14 protein-coding genes are annotated in these 18,244 nt (G+C 67.9%); 5 read left to right on the top strand and 9 right to left on the bottom strand.

The window, feature by feature from the left end; genetic code table 11:
* Positions 1 to 2: 2 nt before the first annotated feature.
* Positions 3 to 1,001, bottom strand: a complete 999-nt coding sequence (araD1, locus tag IE191_RS12350) for an AraD1 family protein (RefSeq protein WP_191324669.1) — start codon at positions 999 to 1,001, stop codon at positions 3 to 5.
* Positions 1,002 to 1,030: 29 nt separating this feature from the next.
* A complete protein-coding gene (locus IE191_RS12345) occupies positions 1,031 to 2,557 on the bottom strand; it encodes an aldehyde dehydrogenase (NADP(+)) (protein WP_191324668.1) in 1,527 nt (508 codons plus the stop codon).
* A gap of 204 nt (positions 2,558 to 2,761) precedes the next feature.
* Between IE191_RS12345 and IE191_RS12340 the strand changes: the two genes are divergently transcribed.
* The gene (locus tag IE191_RS12340; protein WP_191324696.1) at positions 2,762 to 3,454 is read left to right on the top strand and encodes a FadR/GntR family transcriptional regulator; all 693 of its coding nucleotides are present in this window, start codon (positions 2,762 to 2,764) and stop codon (positions 3,452 to 3,454) included.
* A 26-nt stretch (positions 3,455 to 3,480) separates the two neighbouring features.
* Here IE191_RS12340 and IE191_RS12335 read toward each other — a convergent pair whose 3' ends face one another.
* Positions 3,481 to 4,776 carry a sugar MFS transporter gene (locus IE191_RS12335; RefSeq protein WP_191324667.1) on the bottom strand — a complete coding sequence of 432 codons (1,296 nt, stop codon included), beginning with the start codon at positions 4,774 to 4,776 and terminating at the stop codon, positions 3,481 to 3,483.
* Positions 4,777 to 4,964: 188 nt separating this feature from the next.
* Here IE191_RS12335 and IE191_RS12330 point away from each other — a divergent pair, with 188 nt between their 5' ends.
* Complete coding sequence (locus IE191_RS12330; protein ID WP_373299284.1) at positions 4,965 to 6,101, top strand: aldose epimerase family protein; 1,137 nt, start codon at positions 4,965 to 4,967, stop codon at positions 6,099 to 6,101.
* 9 nt (positions 6,102 to 6,110) lie between these two features.
* The gene (locus tag IE191_RS12325) at positions 6,111 to 7,907 is read left to right on the top strand and encodes an IlvD/Edd family dehydratase (protein ID WP_191324665.1); all 1,797 of its coding nucleotides are present in this window, start codon (positions 6,111 to 6,113) and stop codon (positions 7,905 to 7,907) included.
* 46 nt (positions 7,908 to 7,953) lie between these two features.
* Here IE191_RS12325 and IE191_RS12320 read toward each other — a convergent pair whose 3' ends face one another.
* Positions 7,954 to 8,583, bottom strand: a complete 630-nt coding sequence (locus IE191_RS12320) for a ParB-like protein (protein WP_191324664.1) — start codon at positions 8,581 to 8,583, stop codon at positions 7,954 to 7,956.
* A 17-nt stretch (positions 8,584 to 8,600) separates the two neighbouring features.
* The gene (locus tag IE191_RS12315) at positions 8,601 to 10,220 is read right to left on the bottom strand and encodes a SulP family inorganic anion transporter (protein ID WP_191324663.1); all 1,620 of its coding nucleotides are present in this window, start codon (positions 10,218 to 10,220) and stop codon (positions 8,601 to 8,603) included.
* A 160-nt stretch (positions 10,221 to 10,380) separates the two neighbouring features.
* On the opposite strand from IE191_RS12315, the gene IE191_RS12310 reads away from it, so the two are divergent.
* Positions 10,381 to 10,653, top strand: a complete 273-nt coding sequence (locus IE191_RS12310) for a hypothetical protein (protein WP_191324662.1) — start codon at positions 10,381 to 10,383, stop codon at positions 10,651 to 10,653.
* Between the two features lie 222 nt (positions 10,654 to 10,875).
* Positions 10,876 to 11,736, top strand: a complete 861-nt coding sequence (locus IE191_RS12305) for a hypothetical protein (RefSeq protein WP_229815313.1) — start codon at positions 10,876 to 10,878, stop codon at positions 11,734 to 11,736.
* Between the two features lie 329 nt (positions 11,737 to 12,065).
* Here IE191_RS12305 and IE191_RS12300 read toward each other — a convergent pair whose 3' ends face one another.
* From IE191_RS12300 to IE191_RS12285, 4 genes are all read right to left on the bottom strand, one after another.
* Positions 12,066 to 13,361, bottom strand: a complete 1,296-nt coding sequence (locus tag IE191_RS12300) for a cell wall hydrolase (protein WP_191324660.1) — start codon at positions 13,359 to 13,361, stop codon at positions 12,066 to 12,068.
* 14 nt (positions 13,362 to 13,375) lie between these two features.
* Entirely contained in the window at positions 13,376 to 14,623 is a 1,248-nt protein-coding gene (locus IE191_RS12295) for an outer membrane beta-barrel protein (RefSeq protein ID WP_191324659.1), read from the bottom strand.
* 754 nt (positions 14,624 to 15,377) lie between these two features.
* Positions 15,378 to 16,778 (bottom strand): glycosyltransferase family 4 protein, encoded by a 1,401-nt coding sequence (locus tag IE191_RS12290; protein ID WP_191324658.1) that lies wholly within the window; start codon positions 16,776 to 16,778, stop codon positions 15,378 to 15,380.
* Positions 16,778 to 18,169 (bottom strand): polysaccharide pyruvyl transferase family protein, encoded by a 1,392-nt coding sequence (locus tag IE191_RS12285; protein ID WP_229815311.1) that lies wholly within the window; start codon positions 18,167 to 18,169, stop codon positions 16,778 to 16,780. The genes IE191_RS12290 and IE191_RS12285 overlap by 1 nt, the downstream gene beginning before the upstream one ends.
* Positions 18,170 to 18,244 lie beyond the last annotated feature (75 nt).

Raw genomic sequence — 18,244 nt, 5'->3', positions numbered from 1 at the left:
GCTCACAGCGCCTTCACCGTGAACGGCACCGGCCCGGCTTCGGCGCGCGCCAGCGGGTTGTGCAGCGGCAGGGCAAAGGGTGCCGCGCTGATTTCGAAGGCATCGCCTTCGCGCGTGGCGATCCCGTCGCTGAACGAGAGCGTGGCCGTGCCGAAGAAGTGGACGTGAATGTCACCGGGGCGGCGGAACAGGCCATACTTGAAGTGGTGGTGTTCCAGGTTGGCCAGGCTGTGCGACATGTTGTTTTCGCCCGAAAGAAACGGCTTTTCCCACAGCGTGGCGCCATCGCGCAGCACGCGGCTGGTGCCGAGCACGTCGGCCGGCGGCGCGCCGAGCAGCAGTTCGGCGCCCAGCGCGGCCTGGCGCAGCTTGGAATGGGCCAGCCACAGGTAGTTGTGGCGCTCGGTCACATGATCGGAAAACTCGTTGGCCAGCGCCAGGCCCAGCCGCCAGGGCGTGCCGTCCTCGCCGATCAGGTAGATGCCGGCGAGTTCCGGTTCCTCGCCACCATCCTTGGCAAAGGCCGGCATGGTCAGCGGCTGGCCGGGGCCAACAAGCTGGGTGCCATCGCCCTTGTAGAACCATTCCGGCTGCTGTCCTTCGGCACCGGGGGCGGGCTTGCCACCTTCCAGCCCTTCCAGGAACATCCGCATGGAATCGGTCTGCTTTTCCGCCTGGGCAGCATCACGGTGCATCTTGTCGCGCCCTTCGGCCGAGCCGAGGTGGGTCAGGCCGGTACCGGTCAGCCAGACCCGCGCGGTGTCGCTGTGGTCGATCGCGGGCAGCAGCGTGCCGGCGGCGAGTTCCGCAGCGATGTCCACGCTCTGGCTACCGGCGCGGGCGGCGGCCGCTTGCGTCAGGCTCTGCCCGGCGGCAATCGCGGCCTGGGCCAGTTCGCGCACGGTGGCGGGGGATTCCAGGAATACGGCGGTATCCCCGGTGGCGAGGATCACGCGGCGCGTGCCATCGGCGCTGCGGTGCTGAAGAAGGCGGGTTGCCATGGGCAAGGGTCTTTCGCGAGAGAGCGGGATCAGAGCGTGAGCGTGCCGTCGATCAGGCGCGGTGCGCCGTCGCCGCGCGCCGCGTCGGTCAGTTCGGCAGGCAGCACCGCCGGGGCGAGGTTCTGATAGCTGACCGGGCGCAGGAAGCGGTCGATCGCCAGGCTGCCGACCGAGGTGGTGCGCGCGTCCGACGTGGCCGGGAACGGGCCGCCGTGAACCATCGCGTGGCACACTTCCACGCCGGTGGGCCAGCCATTGGCCAGGATGCGTCCGGCCTTGCGCTCCAGGATCGGCAGCAGCCGCGCGGCCATCGCCTCGTCCGCCGCATCCATGTGCAGCGTGGCGGTAAGCTGCCCTTCCAGGCTCTTGAGCAGGGTGGCGAGTTCGGCTTCGTCGGTGCAGGTCACCACGATCGAGCTGGCGCCGAACACTTCGTGGCCCAGCGCCTTGTCGGCCAGGAATGCCTTTGCGGTGGTGACGAACAGCGCGGCCTGGCCACAGGGGCCTTCGCCCGCCGGGCCGGTCGCCACGGTGTCCACCCCAGCCGAGGCGGCCAGCGCCTCGACCCCGGCGGCATAGGCGGCGTGGATGCCGCTGGTCAGCATGGTCTGCGCCGGAGCCACAGCCACGCCGTCGCGCGCGGCGGCCAGGAAAGCGTCGAGGCCTTCGCCGGCAATCGCCAGGACGAGGCCGGGATTGGTGCAGAACTGGCCCGCGCCCATGGTCAGCGAACCGACGAAGGCCTGGCCCAGTGCGGCGCCGCGCGCGGCCAGGGCGGCCGGCATCAGCAGCACCGGATTGATGCTCGACATTTCGGCATAGACCGGGATCGGCACTTCGCGCGCCTGCGCAATGCGGGCCAGGGCCAGGCCGCCACCGCGCGAGCCGGTGAAGCCCACCGCCGCGATGCGCGGATCGGCCACGAGCGCCGCACCCAATTCGTTGCCCGGGCCAACGAGATGGCCGAACACCCCCTCGGGCAGGCCGCAGGCGGCCACGGCGCGGGCAATGGCGGCGGCCACCAGAGCGCCGGTTTCGGGATGGGCGGGATGGCCCTTGACCACCACCGGGCAGCCGGCGGCGAGCGCCGAGGCGGTGTCACCACCGGCGGTCGAGAAGGCCAGCGGGAAGTTCGACGCGCCGAACACGGCCACCGGGCCGAGCGGGATCATGCGCAGGCGGATGTCCGGGCGGGGCAGGGGTTGGCGTTCCGGCAGGGCCGGATCGATGCGCAACTGCTGCCAGGCGCCCGCGCGCACCACGGCGGCAAACAGGCGAAGCTGGCCCACGGTGCGGCCGCGTTCACCCTCCAGGCGGGCACGGGGCAGGCCGCTTTCGCGCATCGCCGCATCGACCAGGGGATCGCCGATGGCCAGGATTTCCTCGGCGATCCGCTCCAGGAACACCGCGCGCTCTTCCCGCCCGGTGGCGCGATAGAGATCGAACGCCGCTTCGGCGGCGGCGCAGAGCCGGGCCACGTCGTCCAGTCCGTGCACGGCAAGGGCGGGGCCGTGCGGCTGGCCGGTGCGGGCGTCGATCGAGCGGAATTCGGTCATCGGAATCTCCATATTTACTCCGACATATTCCGCCCCGAGGGGAAACGCAATAATAGTCGTTTCGTGGCCGGGCGCGCCCTGCTAACCCAACTGGCCAAGGAGGCGACAGAGACAGTGACCGAACCGCAATTCCCGGACAAATCCGAAGAAGGAAAGGGAACGCAGGACGAGCGCGAGAGTGTCACGCGCGGCCCGGGAAGGCGGTTGCACGGCGCCATTGCCCACAAACTGGGCACCGCGATCCTCTCTGGCCAATATCAGCCAGGCGATATTCTTTCGGGCGAAGTCGCCTTTGCCGAGGAACTGAAAGTCTCGCGCAGCGCCTATCGCGAGGCGATCCAGGTGCTCACCGCCAAGGGCCTGGTGGCCAGCCGCCCCAAGGCCGGCACGCGCGTGTTGCCGCGCGACCGCTGGAACCTGCTCGATCCCGAAGTGCTGGCCTGGGCCTTTGCCGGGGAGCCGGATCTGCAATTCGTGCGCGACCTGTTCGAACTGCGCGCCGTGGTGGAGCCGGCGGCCGCGCGCCTGGCTGCGCAGCGCCGCGACAAGGCCGATCTCAAGGCCATGCGCGACGCGCTTTCGGCCATGCGCCGCCACACTCTGACCAACGACGCGGGCCGCGCGGCCGACCGCGATTTCCACGATGCCATCCTGCGCGCCAGCCACAATGCGGCGCTGCTGGTGCTGTCGGCCAGCATCGGCGCGGCGGTGCACTGGACCACCCGCTTCAAGCAGCGCGCACGCGAATTGCCGCGCAACCCCATTCCCGATCATGCCCTGGTCTATGAAGCGATTGCCGACGGCAATGGCGATGCGGCGGCCGAGGCTATGGGCGTGCTGGTGCAACTCGCCCTCGAAGACACCGCCAGCGCGATCCAGGCCGCCGTGCGGAGCTGATCCTCCCCGTATCGGGGAGGAAGCCTTCAGTCTGTGGTTTTGGTCTTCGCGCCCCACAGCGCGTAGAAGATGATGTAGAGTTCGCAGGCCGCGGTCAGCAGGAACGAGGTTTGCAGGCCAAAGGCATCAGCCAGCTTGCCCTGAACCACCACCAGCGCGCCGCCGGCAATGGCCATGATCAGCAGGCCAGAGGCTTCCTCGGTCAGCGGGCCGAGGCCCTTGATGCCCAGCGTGAAGATCGTGGGGAACATGATCGAGTGGAACAGGCCCACCAGGATCAGCGCCCACATCGCCACCGGGCCATGGGTGAGCACGGTGATCATCATCACCACGAAGGCGCCCACTGCCGCGAGCGCCAGCACGGTTTCGGCACGCACTTTCTGCATGATCGCGCCGCCGGCAAAGCGGCCGACCATCATGCCGCCCCACAGGAACGTGAGGTAACGGCCGGCTTCCTCGTGCGTCAGGTTGGCGATGTCACCCTGGCTGACGAAATTGACGAAGAGGTTGGCCACGCCGATTTCGGCGATCAGGTAGATGAAGATCGCGGGAATGCCGAACACCAGGTTGCGGTGCGACCAAAGCGAGTGATGCTTGCGCTCCTCCCGTGCCATGCGGCTGGTCGCGCTGCCCATTGCGGGCAGGGGATAGCGCGCGATGACCACGGCCAGCACCACCAGCACGGCCGCGACAAGGCCATAGGGCAGGATCACCGAATGCGCGTCGGCCAGGCGCTCGGCCGGGGTCAGTACGGTGCCGGCCACGGCGGTGCCGCTTTTGGACCGGCCCAGGATCAGATAGGCGCCGAACAGCGGCGCCAGCATCGTGCCCGCCGAATTGAGCGCCTGCACCAGAGTGAGCCGCGAAGACGCGGTTTCGGCCGGGCCGACCACCGCGACGTAAGGATTGGCCGCCACTTGCAGCAGGGTGATGCCGCTGGCGATCACGAACAGCATCACCAGCGTGACGCCGTAGGACGGGATCGAAGCAGCCACCATCATGCCCAGCGCGCCGGCCGCCATGATCAGCAGGCCGGTGACCATCGACATCTTGTAGCCGATCTTCTCGATCAGCTTGGCCGATGGGATCGAGGCGACGAAATAGGCAATGAACCACACGGATTCGATCAGCGTGGTCTGGGTATAGTTGAGGTCGAACACGGCGCGCAGGTGCGGCAGCAGCGTGTTGTTGATGACGGTGATGAAGCCCCACATGAAAAACAGCGTGGCCAGCAGCGCCAGGGCGCGGCCATAACCGGCGCCACCGGCTCGGCCATCATCGGGGGCTGCGGCAACCGTGGCCGAAGCAGCAACAGGGGGCATGTCCATCCTCTCTCGAAGGTTTGCGCACGAAGAGAGCGATGGGCGGCCGTCTTGCGAACCGGCTTGCGCTCTTTCTATTTGTCGGACTATATGTCGCCGCACGGCCACGTCAATGGCTGCGCACGTGTTTTCGCGTGGCGCCTGACCGGGGGCAAAGGCCGATCATGGGGCCGATCATGGAGACCAGGATGAACACGAAGGCCGCTTCTCTTGCCGCGCTTCTCGCGCTCGCGCCCTTTTCCGGCGCCCATGCTGCGCAGGCGAGCCAGGAGGCCGCCGGCACGCTGGCCGATGGCCAGCAGGTCGTGGCCGTGACGCTCAAGGCCGCCAACGGGGTTTCGGCCCGCATCCTCAGCTATGGCGCCACGCTCCAGGCGCTGGTCGCCCCCGATCGCGCCGGCAAGCCGGCCGACGTGCTGCTCGGCTATGACGACCTTGCCGGCTATGTCGATCATCCCAACTATTTCGGCGTCACTGTCGGCCGCTATGCCAACCGCATCGCCGGCGGCAAGTTCACGCTCGATGGCAAGACCTACCAGCTCCCGCTCAACGAAAAGGCCGCGAGCCTGCACGGCGGCGGCAAGGGGTTCGACAAACAGGTCTGGCAGGTCGTCTCGGTCAAGTCCGGGCCGGTGGCCAGCGTCGTGCTCAGCCATATCAGCCCCGATGGCGATGCCGGCTATCCCGGCACGGTCAAGGCTACGGTCACCTATTCGCTGGATGAAGCGGGCAACCTGACGATCGCGTTCGAGGCGACGACCGACAAGCCCACGATCATCAACATGACCAACCACGCCATTTTCAACCTGGCCGGGGAAGGCGCGCCGCAGGGCGCGATGGACCATGTCCTGACCATTCCCGCCAAGGCCTTCACCCCGGTCGATGCCACGCTGATCCCCACGGGCGAATTGCGCCCGGTGGCGGGCACGGTGTTCGATTTCACCAAGGGCCGCCGCGTTGTCGATGGCCTGCGCGACGGGCGCGACCAGCAGATCGTGTTCGGCCGTGGCTATGACCACAACTTCGCGCTGGACAAGGGGCTTACCACGCAGCCCGAACTGGCCGCGCGGCTGGAAGACCCCGCCTCGGGCCGCGTGCTCGAAGTGCTGACCACCGAGCCGGGCGTGCAGTTCTACGCCGGCAATTTCCTGGACGGCACGCTGGTCGGCAAGCAGGGCCACCTCTATCGCATGGGCGATGGCATCGCGCTGGAACCGCAGAAGTTCCCCGATGCGCCCAACCATCCTTCGTTCGTTTCCGCGCGCGTCGATCCCGGCAAGCCCTATCGGCATGTCATGGTCTATCGCGTCTCCACCTCGCGCTGACAGGCAGACATGACCGAGCACAAGACCCCCAAGCTGCGCAGCCGCGCCTGGTTCGACAATCCCGACAACATCGACATGACGTCGCTCTATCTGGAGCGATACCTGAATTTCGGGATCAGCCTCGAAGAACTGCGCAGCGGCAAGCCGATCATCGGCATTGCCCAGACCGGCAGCGACCTGTCCCCCTGCAACCGGCACCACCTGGTCTTGGCCGAGCGCATCCGCGAAGGCGTGCGCGAGGCAGGCGGCATCGTGCTGGAATTCCCGGTCCATCCGATCCAGGAAACCGGCAAGCGCCCTACCGCCGGGCTCGATCGCAACCTGACGTACCTCGGCCTGGTCGAAGCGCTCTATGGCTATCCGATCGATGGCGTGGTGCTGACCACGGGCTGCGACAAGACCACGCCGGCGCTGCTGATGGCGGCCGCCACGGTCAATATCCCGGCCATCGCACTGTCGGTCGGCCCGATGCTCAACGGCTGGCACAAGGGTGAACGCACCGGTTCGGGCACGATCGTGTGGAAGGGCCGCCAGATGATGGCCGCCGGCGAACTGGATGCGGATGGCTTCATCAAGCTGGTCGCTTCGTCCGCGCCGTCCACCGGTTATTGCAACACGATGGGCACGGCCACCACGATGAACTCGCTGGCCGAGGCGCTGGGCATGATGCTGCCCGGCTCGGCGGCGATCCCGGCGCCCTATCGCGACCGGCAGGAGTGCGCCTATCACACCGGCAAGCGCATCGTCGACATGGTGCGCGAAGACCTCAAGCCGTCGGACATTCTCACGCTCGATGCGTTCCACAACGCCATCGTCGTCAATTCCGCGATCGGCGGATCGACCAACGCGCCGATCCACCTGGCCGCGATTGCGCGCCACATGGGCGTGGACCTGCCGCTGGAGGACTGGCAGCGCCTGGGCCACAAGGTGCCGCTGCTGGTCAACCTGCAACCGGCCGGTGAATACCTGGGCGAGGATTACTATCGTGCCGGCGGTGTCCCCGCCGTGGTGAGCCAGCTCATCGAGCAGGGCCTGATCCGCGAGAACGCCATGACCGTCAACGGCCGCACCATGGGCGACAACTGCCGCGGCGTGGCGATCGAGGACGAGCGGGTGATCCGCCCGTTCGCGCAGCCTTTGGTGGAAGAAGCCGGGTTCCTGGTGCTCAAGGGCAACCTGTTCGACGCCGCGATCATGAAGACCAGCGTGATCAGCCAGGAATTCCGCAGCCGCTATCTGTCCAATCCGGCCGATCTCGATGCGTTCGAAGGCCCCTGCGTGGTGTTCGACGGGCCGGAAGACTATCACCACCGCATCGACGATCCGGCCACCGGCATCACCCCTGAAACGTTGCTGTTCATGCGCGGTGCGGGGCCGATCGGTTATCCCGGCGCGGCCGAAGTGGTCAACATGCGCCCGCCGGCCTATCTCATCACCGAAGGCGTCAGCGCGCTGCCGTGCATCGGCGATGGGCGCCAGTCGGGCACCTCGGGCAGCCCCTCGATCCTCAACGCCAGCCCGGAAGCGGCGGCGATGGGCGGGCTGGCCCTGCTCGAAACCGGTGACCGCGTGCGGATCGACCTCAAGGCCGGGACTGTCAACGTGCTGGTGTCCGACGAAGAGCTGGCCACGCGCCGCGCTGCGCTGGAAGCCAAGGGCGGCTATCCCTATCCCGCCAGCCAGACGCCGTGGCAGGAAATCCAGCGCGCGCTGGTTGGCCAGATGAACACCGGCGCCATTCTGGAAGGCGCGGAAAAGTACCAGCGGATCGCCCAGACCAAGGGCCTGCCCCGCGACAACCACTGACGGGGTCTTGCCTGAACGCCGGCTTGCAGAAATTGCGCGCCGGCGTTCAGTCGTTCTCCACGCCGGCATAGCCCGGCAGATGCAGCGCCGCATGGCTGCGGGCCAGCTCCAGCCCTTCGCGCAGGGCCTGGTCAAACTTGTTGGCCAGCTTGCGCGGGCCGATGTGATCGCGAAAGAAATCGGCCCAGAGGAATTCGGCATAGGGCCGCGTGGTCTTGGCAAAGCCACCGGCGCGCCGCACGTCGCCGGCCAGCGAACGCCACGGATCGTCTTCCAGCTTGCCCACGTGATGGGGCAGGGCCTTCCATTCGCGCCGGCGCCCGCGCGCATCATAGGGATGCAGCCAGTTGTTGGCATCGAGGAACGCCAGGAAGCGCTTGCGCGGCAGATGCTCCAGCCGGGCGATGATCGAGACCAGCACTTGCTCCACCCCCTCCAGATGCAGCGCCAGGGCGAGATGATGGTGATCGAGCATCCAGAGCTGATCGTCCGGCCCGATCACCGCCGGGATCATGTGCGCGCCGAGGAACTCCCCGGCCGCGCTCGTTTCCTGGCGGCGCAGCCAGTCACGGCGCTTGCGCTCCACCTCGCGCAGGCCCACGGTCATCTGCGTGGGCCGCAGATCGGCGATCGCCACGGTCTTGAGGATCGGCTGGATCGGTCCGGACAAGCCCATGCGTTACACTCCGTGACTCATGTCTGCGCCCGTGCTGGAGCAGTACCAGTCTGCGCCAGCGCGACGGCATCGGCAACGCTGAACGTGGCATCGCGCGCCAATTCGTCCAGCCCGGATGCAGCGAGCACGGCCCGCGCGCGATCATGGGTGCGCGCCAGGATCAGCCGGCCACCATGCGCCAGCAAGCCTGCGTGCAACTCGCCGATCGCTTCGGCGGCGGTGCTGTCGAGATCGTCGCTCTCCTCCAGGCTCAGCACCACCACCCGCGTTCCCCGGCCCTGAGCGCGTCGGGAAACCAGGCCCAGCACGGTTTCGGCATTGGCAAAGAACAGCGGCGCATTGGGGCGATAGATGGCCAGGCCCGGCACCGCCTGCGCCGTGCTATGCGCGGCGCGGTCTACGTAATCGTGGCTCTCGCCCAGCCGGCCCAGTTCGCTCAGCGAAGGATGGGCCAGGCGATAAAGCAGTTGCGCCAGGCTCAGCCCCACCGCCAGCAGCAGCCCATCGAGCACGCCCAGCGTCAGCACGCCGAGCGCGGCAACCGGCGCTGCCCAGCGATCGCGGCCCAGCTTCCACGGGCGCAGCAGCGGCGCGGGAGACAGAGCATGGGTCAGCGCCGCGATCACCACCGCCGCCAGCACCGGCTGCGGCAGGCGCGATGTCAGCGGTCCGCCCCACAGCGCCAGAACCAGCAGCGCCAGCGCGGCGATCACTCCGGCGGCGCGGCTGGTCGCCCCGCTCGCCGCGTTGGCCGATCCGGCGGAAAACCCCGCGCCCACCGGCATGCCCTGCGCCAGCCCGGCCATGGCATTGGCCAGGCCCAGCGCGGCGAGCTCGCGATTGGCTTCCAGCGTTTCCCCCCGCGCCAGGGCCAGGCTGCGCATCGTGCCCCAGCTTTCGGCAAACAGGATCAGCACCAGCGGCGCCGCCAGCGGCACCAGTCGCAGCCATTGCGCGGGATCGCAGGGCAGCACCGGCGCTTCCAGCAGCAAGGGGGCCGGACCGGCCTGGGCAATCCCCAGCGCGGCAAAGCCGGGCAGGCTGGCCCCGGCCACCCCCAGCACCAGCACGATCAGCGCGCCCGGCACGCCCGGCCAGCGCCGCAAGACCAGCAGCAGCGCCAGCGCGGCGAGGCCGCAAGCCAGCGTAGCCCAGTGCCATTGCCCCCCATGTGCAACCAGCGCCCAGGCCACCACGCCCACCGAACCATGCGGTGCGGGAAGCCCGACCAGCGCCGGCATCTGGCGGATGATGATGGTCAGCGCCAGGCCCAAGGCAAAGCCGCGCAGCACCGGCCGCGCCACGAACCCGGCCAGGCTGCCCAGCCGCGCTGCCGCCAGTCCGATGAACAGCACGCCAATCAGCAGGGTCAAGGCCGTGGCATTGGCCGCCGTCGTGCCATTGCCCGAGGCCAGACTGGCCAGGCTCGCCGCTAGGATCGCGGCAGAGGACGACGTGGGCGATACCACCGCAAACCGGCTGCGCCCGATCACCGCATAGGCCAGCCCGCCGACCACGGCAGCGATCAGCGCCCGCCCCGGCGCCAGTCCGGCAATCCCGGCATAGGCCACTGCTTCGGGCAGCATCAGCCCGGCCATGGCCATCCCGGCCAGGGCATTGCGCACATGGTTGGCCATCGGCACCTCCTGCCCGGCCTTGTGCGCGCTTGGCGCACGACCGGCAAGGGACGGGTGGGCATGGTGCCCAGCGATGCCACCAAAATGATTGGGCTCTGATTTTGCAATGAAATGAAATCATTCCAGGGCGCAGTTCGAGATCTTTTGAGGGAGACCCTTGTTGCCGCGCTCTTTTCCGACGCTTGCTCTCGCGCTGGCCGCCGGCAAGGACCGCTTCGTCCTCCTCAGCCGCACCATCACCGCGCACACGCTATACCAGGCTGGCAGCGTCATCCCTGTGGGCCACGTCGCCACCCTGCGCTTCATCAGCTTCGGCGCCGAAGGGCTGCCACCCGCCTTCGCCGCCTATGCCCCGCTCGCCATCCCCGCGCGCGACGTGATGGCGGCCCTGGCACCCGCCTATGGTGTGGACGCGAAGGTGCCCGCCGGATGAGCGCGGTGACCGGCGTGGGGCGTTAGACAATGACCTTTCGGCCTCTCCGTTCGGCAGTTGAGCGCAGCCTGGTTCCGGCCAAGCGGCGCGGGCAAATCCGGTCGGGCGATTTTTCGCCTGGTTGCAGATATTGCCGATAGGTCAGTTACACGCGCGCCTCGATCTCATCACCGATCGAATGCAGCGGATGCGAACTCTCGATTGATATGACATTGTAGTTCTATGGCAAAATTTCCTTTCACCGTCCTTGGCACTTCGCGCCTTGGTGTCGAACCGCGGTGCCAAGCCTGTCGGGCTGGAGCATCGGTTTCGTTCAACTGGCGGTACGCCAATGAACGGAATTGTCCGGAAGATTTGAGCCGGATTCAGCAGCTTGTTCATTGGATTGAATTACGGCGCGGCTCGCTTCATCAATGCATTGTGTGCAGCGAGGTCTGGCATCTTGACGGCAATGCTGAGCGGATGACGCATGTTCATCCAAAGCGGCTTCCCCTCGTCCTTGAGTGGAATAAAGCTGAAATAGTCTTGCCCCCTTCGGTGGTCATTACTGTTGAAAGCATTGGGCCGACGCCACCGGACTCCTACGGAAACGGGATCGAACAGCGGGTTACCCCTTGTGAAGTTGTGACTCATTCCGGCGAACGTTTTCGGAATGCAGTTATTTGCGTTCAGCTAGATGCTCCTGTTCAGGAGCACATGAAATTTCGATTGGGTACCGAGATTTCGCAGGTAAAAGAAAGCTTATCTGCACTGCCGCGGAAGGTGCGAGAGGCAAGCAGCCGCGCGCCGGAGATGCGCATGGGCTTCTCACCGACGTTAATTGTTATGCCGGACAACCGCCAATTTGTAATGAACGGCATGACGAATTTTATGGAGGTCCCAGGTTACGCGGCTTCCGAAGCCCGGCTCGCGGACGGCAGTTACTTCTCTGAAATTCCGACACCAAGTCTCATTCAAACCCCGAACGATGTGACTTTTTTCGTCGTGGACGGGGATCCCGGTTGGGTTGCTGAAGCGAGAACGGTTGTTGGGTCAACGTCCGCACCCAAGCGCTGGTTACGTAAGCTGAGCCGACGAGAGTGACATTTGGCCGGGAATCCGCTTTCCACCAATTTCGGTGGCCCCGAGATACTGAACTCATTTACGTGACTTGGTGTGGGCGGCCGGGCGGAAAATCCACACGAAGCCACGAAGACCAACAGCTTCTTTGTGGCTTCGTGTGAAATACCGATTTGATATTGCCTCGTGCTTGGTAGCTGTGCGTGGCTGTCAGGCAAAGCCGGGCCCCGGATCAAGTCCGGGGTGGCACCAAGTATCTTGCAAATTGAGATTTTCGTCGACCCGGACTTGATCCGGGGCCCACCGCAACGCCCGCGTGTTCCAAAATCCGCGGCACGCCAGTCCGTGCTTACCTAGCGTCGCTCAGCCAACAAGCCCGCGCGTTGTTCCGGTGGTGGCAGGCATTGCGCCTTGTCGGTGCGCGGGGTGAGGGTGCAGTCCCACCACGCGCCTTCTCCGCCGTTGGTGCGGTCGCGGCGATAGGCGAAGGCCAGGGTGTCGAGGCTGCCCGAGCCTGTGTTGCCGCGCCAGCCCAGCACCAGGCAGGTGGGACGGTGGCCGCAGGCTTCCAGAGCCTGGATGGCGTAGCGGCCGGGAAACAGCGCAGGGTCGAAGGTCAGGCGGATCGTGGCCGTCTCGCTCGGACCACTCGCTCCCGTCGCGGCGTCGTGGCGCGCCAGCAGGGCGGCGCGGCCCGGGGCCATGGCGGCCGGGGGCGCATCATCCAGCATTGCCAAGGCGCCCGTGGCCGAAAGGCGGGTGTTGGCCGAAACGCCTTCGTCGCTGTCGGCCAGCCCGGCTAGGAGCGCCGGGTCTTGGCCCGCCTTGGCCGCATCATGCGCCGGGGAAAGCGCGGCCAGCTTGAGTTCGAGTGGTTCGGCCGCAGGATCGCCGGCGTGGCGGCGAAACGCGGGTGCGGTGCCCCACCAGCCTTGCCAGCGATAGAACAGGTGCGCACCCACTTGTGCCAGCTTGGTCAGCGAATCCCGCCATTTGGGCACCACGTAATCGGCATGGTAATGCGTGGCCCAGCCGACGCGGGGATCGACCGCACCGGCCAGGGCCGCGCCGGCAATGGCGCGCGCCCGGGCCCAGGCTGCCGGGCCGGGATGGCGCGTGGCCAGGCTGCCATCGCAGGTGAACGTGAACTGGCAACCGGTCACGCGCTCGGAGCCCTGGAACACCACGCCGCAGACGCTGGCGGCAAAGGCCGGGTGGCGCGCGCGGTTGAGCACGACCTGGATCACCGCCCGCTCGCCCGAGGGATCATCGCCAGCCTCGTACCAGGCGGCGGCGGCCAGGCAATCGCGCGCCCGCTCGTGGCCTGCGGCCAGCGTTGTCGGCATCACGAAAGGCGCGGCCGCCACCGGGGCATCGGCAATCGCCACCGCTGCATTGGAGGCACGGGCGTCTTGCGCGCTGACCGCGAGCAGGGCCGCCGGATCGGGCAGGGCCGGGGGCGGCGCGGTCGGTGTCGCCAGATCCACACGCAGCGCGCCATGGTCCGGCGCCGGGGCAAGCACCCGCAGCAAGGCCGCCAGTCCCACCAGGAACAGCAGGGCGATCGCCGCGCGCAAGGCCAGTTCGGCCCGCTGCGCTGCGGTGTCGGGTGGGGCAGCTTGCGCTGGATCAAGGGGGGTGCTGGCCATGGCGGAGGCGCGGCTCAGAACACGTATTTCAGCGTGATGGTGGCGCGGTTCTGGTCGTATTCGCGCGGCTTGGCGATGTCGGCGTTGGTGCGGCCCAGGGCGTGGCGCAGCGCGCCTTCCACCTGCACGTGCGGCGCGGCCTGCCATGTGGCAGACAGCCCCGCGCTGGCATAGTGATCCTTGCGCGATCCGCCGCGAAAGCGGTTGACTGTATAGCTCACGCTTGGCCGCAGGATCAGCGTGCGCAGCAATTCGTGCGCCGCGCCCAGGCTGAACTGCTGCAGCTCGATCCCGGCGACGTCGATGATCGGGGAGCGCTGGATGGTCTTGTCCGCCGCCAACGACAGCGTGGTGAGCGGTGTGACGTGCCAGCGCAGGTTGATGTCATAGGCCAAGCCCGCGATCGTGGGATAGAGCCGGCTGGTGAAGCGCTGGTGCAGATAGCCCAGCGCCACCGTGCCCTGGATCAGGCGATCCTGGCCGAAGGCAAGGCCGGCCATCACGGCATAGCCATGCGAGCGGCGGGTCGCTTCGGCGGGGTTCTCGTGCGGATAGCGCGTGGCGTTGAGCTTGAGCGCCACCGACACGGCGACGGCCGACGAAATCGGGCAGATGATTTTCGCGCCACCGGCCACGGCCTGGTAATCGCGTTGCGACAGCACGATGGTGGTCGCGCCATCCTGGCGGTTGAAGTAGTGGAACCGGTCGAACCGCAAGTCGAACGCCAGGCGGGTGGCGCCTACCGCCTGTTCCACGCTGCCGCCCAGGCTGACCTGGCGAAAGGCGATGGGCTTCACCCCGAACAGCGTGTCCCCGGTCGTGCCGCGCGCCTCGATCCGGCGGTCGATCGCGGCATCGAGATTGAGGTGCGTGTCCCGCCCGATGTCGATCCGGGTGGCAAGCCCGGTACCATAGCGATCGGTGCCCTCCGCACCGTGGCGGGCATAGCGCTCGAACAGGCCATCGGCGCGCAGGGTAAGCGCATGGCGATCCCATTGCGATTGCACGGTAACGGCCGGCGCGAAATCGGCCCCGATATCGGAGACGCGCGGCACGCGGCGGGCATAGAGATCGTCGGTCGCCACCACGCCGAACGCCACTGTGGGCAGGATGCGCAGCGAGCCGGCCTGGAACCCGGTGCCTTCCAGCCCCGGCCTGATCCGGTTCTCGACCGTTTCCGGCCCGGAGCGCCGCTCTGCCCCGCTTTGCCCGGCGGCCAGCACAGGCCATGACAGCGCACCTGCCAGCGAGCCCCATTGCATTGCCCTGCGGCTCCAGCGCGCGTAGCACCCGTGCCGCCGGTTCCCCTGCCGATGCTGTCGCACCTCGCCTCCTGCCACCATTGCCATGGCCGGGGTGGTATCATCCGCTCGCCAGCCTCGCGGCAGCAATCGCCGCCATTTCTGAGGCAGTTGCCGGTGCGCGCCATCAAGGCGGAACGGGCCTTCGGGCTGCCAGCCGTTGCCGACTGGGCGGCAGGGCCGTGCTGGCCCCGGCAAAATCTTTCCGTTTCAGCGCGGTGGACTTTTGAACCGATCCGCCGCCATTTGCCGCCAAACTCGGGACAGTTTCCCTCAGGCATTGTGCGTAGCGGCTTTGCCCCGGCGTTAACGATCGCCGGCAAGCATTCGTTGAGGGCTGTTATGTCACGGACGACAGTGTGAACCACCTGCTCGCCCGATTTGCCCCTGCGCAACTTGTCCGCCTTGGACGGATTCTGGCGTTGTTCGCGGCAACGGCGATGACCGCCGGCTATGTCACCGGGCTGGCCACGCCCGAGAGTACGGCGGTCATGGCCTTTCTTCTAGGCCTGCTGATCCTGCTGTCCGCGCCGGACCAGCGCAGTTCCGAATTGCTCGGCGCGCAGGCGGTGTGGATGACGGTGGCAGAGTTCCTGGCGGCGGCTCAATCGGGCCAGATGCTGTTCTGGCGCTGGGCGGTATCGATCGCGGCGCTGGCGGTGGTGATCGTGCCGCTCAAGATCCAGCACTTGCGCAGCCTGGCGCGCAGCCACCCTTATTCGCCGCTGCGAGACCTGGAGCGACGCGCACCGGCGGCCAGTTCCGCCGTGCTCAATGGCCGCGCCCGCGCGGTGCGCTCCAGCAAGGCAGGCTCGGGCAACGAGTCCGGCTCAGCCCCGCGCGGCGCGGCATCGGGTCGCTGATAGGGCATTTGACCCGAGACGGCCAGCGCTGCCAGTCGTGCTGCGTAGAAATCCAGCAGTCGGGCGATCCACATGTCTGGCGACAGGGCAAGGTCGGTAGGCAGGTTTATGGCCGCCTCGCTCATTGCGCGGACGCGCGCATTGTCTTGCGCCAGTTCTCCCAGAACCGTGGCAAAGGCGGCCGTGTCGCGCGGGTCTACCGCCACGCCGGCGCCGTGGCGTACCAGGTCTTCCGCCAGCAATGCCGTGCTGGGCAGCACCACCGGCAGGCCTGATCGTGCCGCTTCCATCGCCACCAGGCCATAGGGTTCGGGATAGCGGCTGGGCATGACCAGCAGCCTGGCCCGCTGCGCCACGCGGGCGATTTCGGGCGGGGAAAGGCGCCCGCTGAAGCGCGCTTCGGGATAGCGCGCGCGCAGGCTGCCTTCCAGCGCGCCGGTACCGACCAGGCGCAGCGGCACTCCGGCGGCGCGCGCGGCGGCGGCGGCCAGATCGGGGCCTTTGGTTTCTTCCAGGCGGCCCACGAACAGCACTTCGCGGTTGTCTTCGGCGGCGATGCGCTGGGCAGACCATGGCACCACCGGGTTGGGCAGGGCGTGGATCGCATCGCGCGGAATGCCGGCACGCGCCAGATAGGGCGCCATGCCGGCATGAATCGCCAAGACCGGTGGTGAATGGGCCGGATCGAACACCCACGTCTGGATCGCATGGCGCACCACGCGCAGCAGCTTGTGGCTGCGGCTGTGACGGTCGCACGGCGCGGTGAGGCAGGCGCGCGATAGCGGCACCAGCGGGCAGGGCTGCCCGCTGCGCAGATCGGCAAAGGCGCCATTGGGGCAGGCCAGGAAGAAGTCGTGCGCGGAAATCACCAGTCGATCGCGCACCGGGGCCAAGGCATGGAGCACGGCGGGGGAGAGAATCTGCAACCAGCCATGCAGGTGATAGACCGTGCGCGGGGTATCATGCTGCGCGATCCACGCGGCCACCATGCGCCCGGCCCGGCGGTTCCACAGTGCGGCCATGGCCGCTTCCACCTTTGGTCGGGAGAGCAGGCGACCCTGGCCCAGCGCCACGCAATCAATCCCGGCGGCGGCCAGGTTGCCGTCGTCCCCGGCATCGCCCACCAGCAGCGTGACCGCGTGGCCCAGCGCGCGAAATGCGCGTGCGGAGGTCAGCGCCAGGGCACTGGCGCCTCCCATGGGACGCGCCAGATCGTTGATCACCACGATGCGATCGATCGGGGCGCCACGCATCAGGCTGGCACCGGCGTGGCGACTTCGGCTGGTGCGGGGATGGACGCCGGGGTTGTCACGGGCTCTGCCATCGGTATGGGCAGCGCCTCTTTGGCGGTGGCCGCCAGCAGGCGCTGCCCCAGGCGGCTGACATCGGCGCGGGTGCGCGCGATCAGCGCGGCGAGTGCCGTGCGATCCACGCCTTCGGCCAGCGCGGCCTGAACCAGTTCCACCATGGTCGGCAGGGGTAGCGCGGGGCCATCGACGGCGTAGCGCGCGCGCCCGGCAAGGGCGAAAAAGCTGGTGAGCTTTTCGTCCCACGTCAGGCCGATGGTGGGCACGGCAAAGGAATGCGCGGCAATGCAGGCATGCATGCGATGCGCGATGATCAGGTCACAGCCGGCGACGAACACTGCCAGATCGGCCGGGGTGGCAAAGGGCGCTGCCACGCTGACGCGGCCCCGGCCCTTGCGCGGAAGGCCGCCGTGCCAGCCTGCCGCTGGCGGCTCGGCCGTCCAGCGGTGGGCATGGCGGGCCAGGCAGGCGCGGTCTTCCGGGCTGCCGTTGGTGAACAGGATCACGTGCAGCCCCTGCTGGGCGAGGGCGCTGGCCAGCGTGCCGTACCAGGCGATCACCGCCTCGTCATGCAGGGCACCGGCCTGGCCGGCGTCGCGGCCATGGTGCTGGCCCATGTGATAGCGCAGCGCGAGCGGCGCGGTGATACACAGCGCCACGCGGCGTTCCTGCTCGGCCGGGGTGCTGCGCGGGGCGCGGGTATAGTGCAGGCTGGCCAGCAGCCCCGGATCGCCGACCACTTCCGCAGGCGGCAACCCGGCCGGTTCCAGTTGCATGGCCCAGGCCTGGCGACTGCGCTCGTCCCGTACCGCGGCATGGGCCAGATGGCGACGGGACAGCGCACGGGCGAACAAGGCCCGGCCACGTGGCGACCAGTGCGGGCTCGCCCCCACGGCATGCACCGCCAGCGGCAGGCCGCGCCGCGCCACTTCGGCGCTGGCGCCGGCCAGCTTGATCGGGAAATTGAGATCGGCATCGGTCAGCAGGTTGCCACCGCCGATCACCACAGCGGCCACGCCAGACAGCCCAGTCCGCACGTGGCGGCGCAACACCAGCCGGCTGAGCAGGGTGAGCGCGGTTGCCGCCGCGATCTGGCGCAGGGCCGGCGGCACCGCTTCGAGCAGCGCCAGCACACGCCCCCGGCGCGGGGTGCTTTGTGCGGACCAACCGGTGCGGCCGGCAATGTCGATCGAATGGACGCGCGCGCCGCCCAGTGCCTGCGCCAATTCTCGTTCCAGGCATTCGGCCAGCAGGCCATCGCCCAGATTCGGGCTGTATTTCACATTGAGCAGGGCCACACGCAGGGCGGCGCCACAAGAGTCGGGGGCAGGCGACATGGCGGACACGGTCCTCGGCCGGAAACGGAAAAGGGCATCGGAACCCGCGCCAGTGGCGCCATCCCGATGCCCTTA

This window comes from Novosphingobium pokkalii, assembly GCF_014652855.1.
Lineage (GTDB): Bacteria > Pseudomonadota > Alphaproteobacteria > Sphingomonadales > Sphingomonadaceae > Novosphingobium > Novosphingobium pokkalii.
Note: the sequence above shows the minus strand (reverse complement) of the source record. Positions and strands in the feature narration are given on the sequence as shown.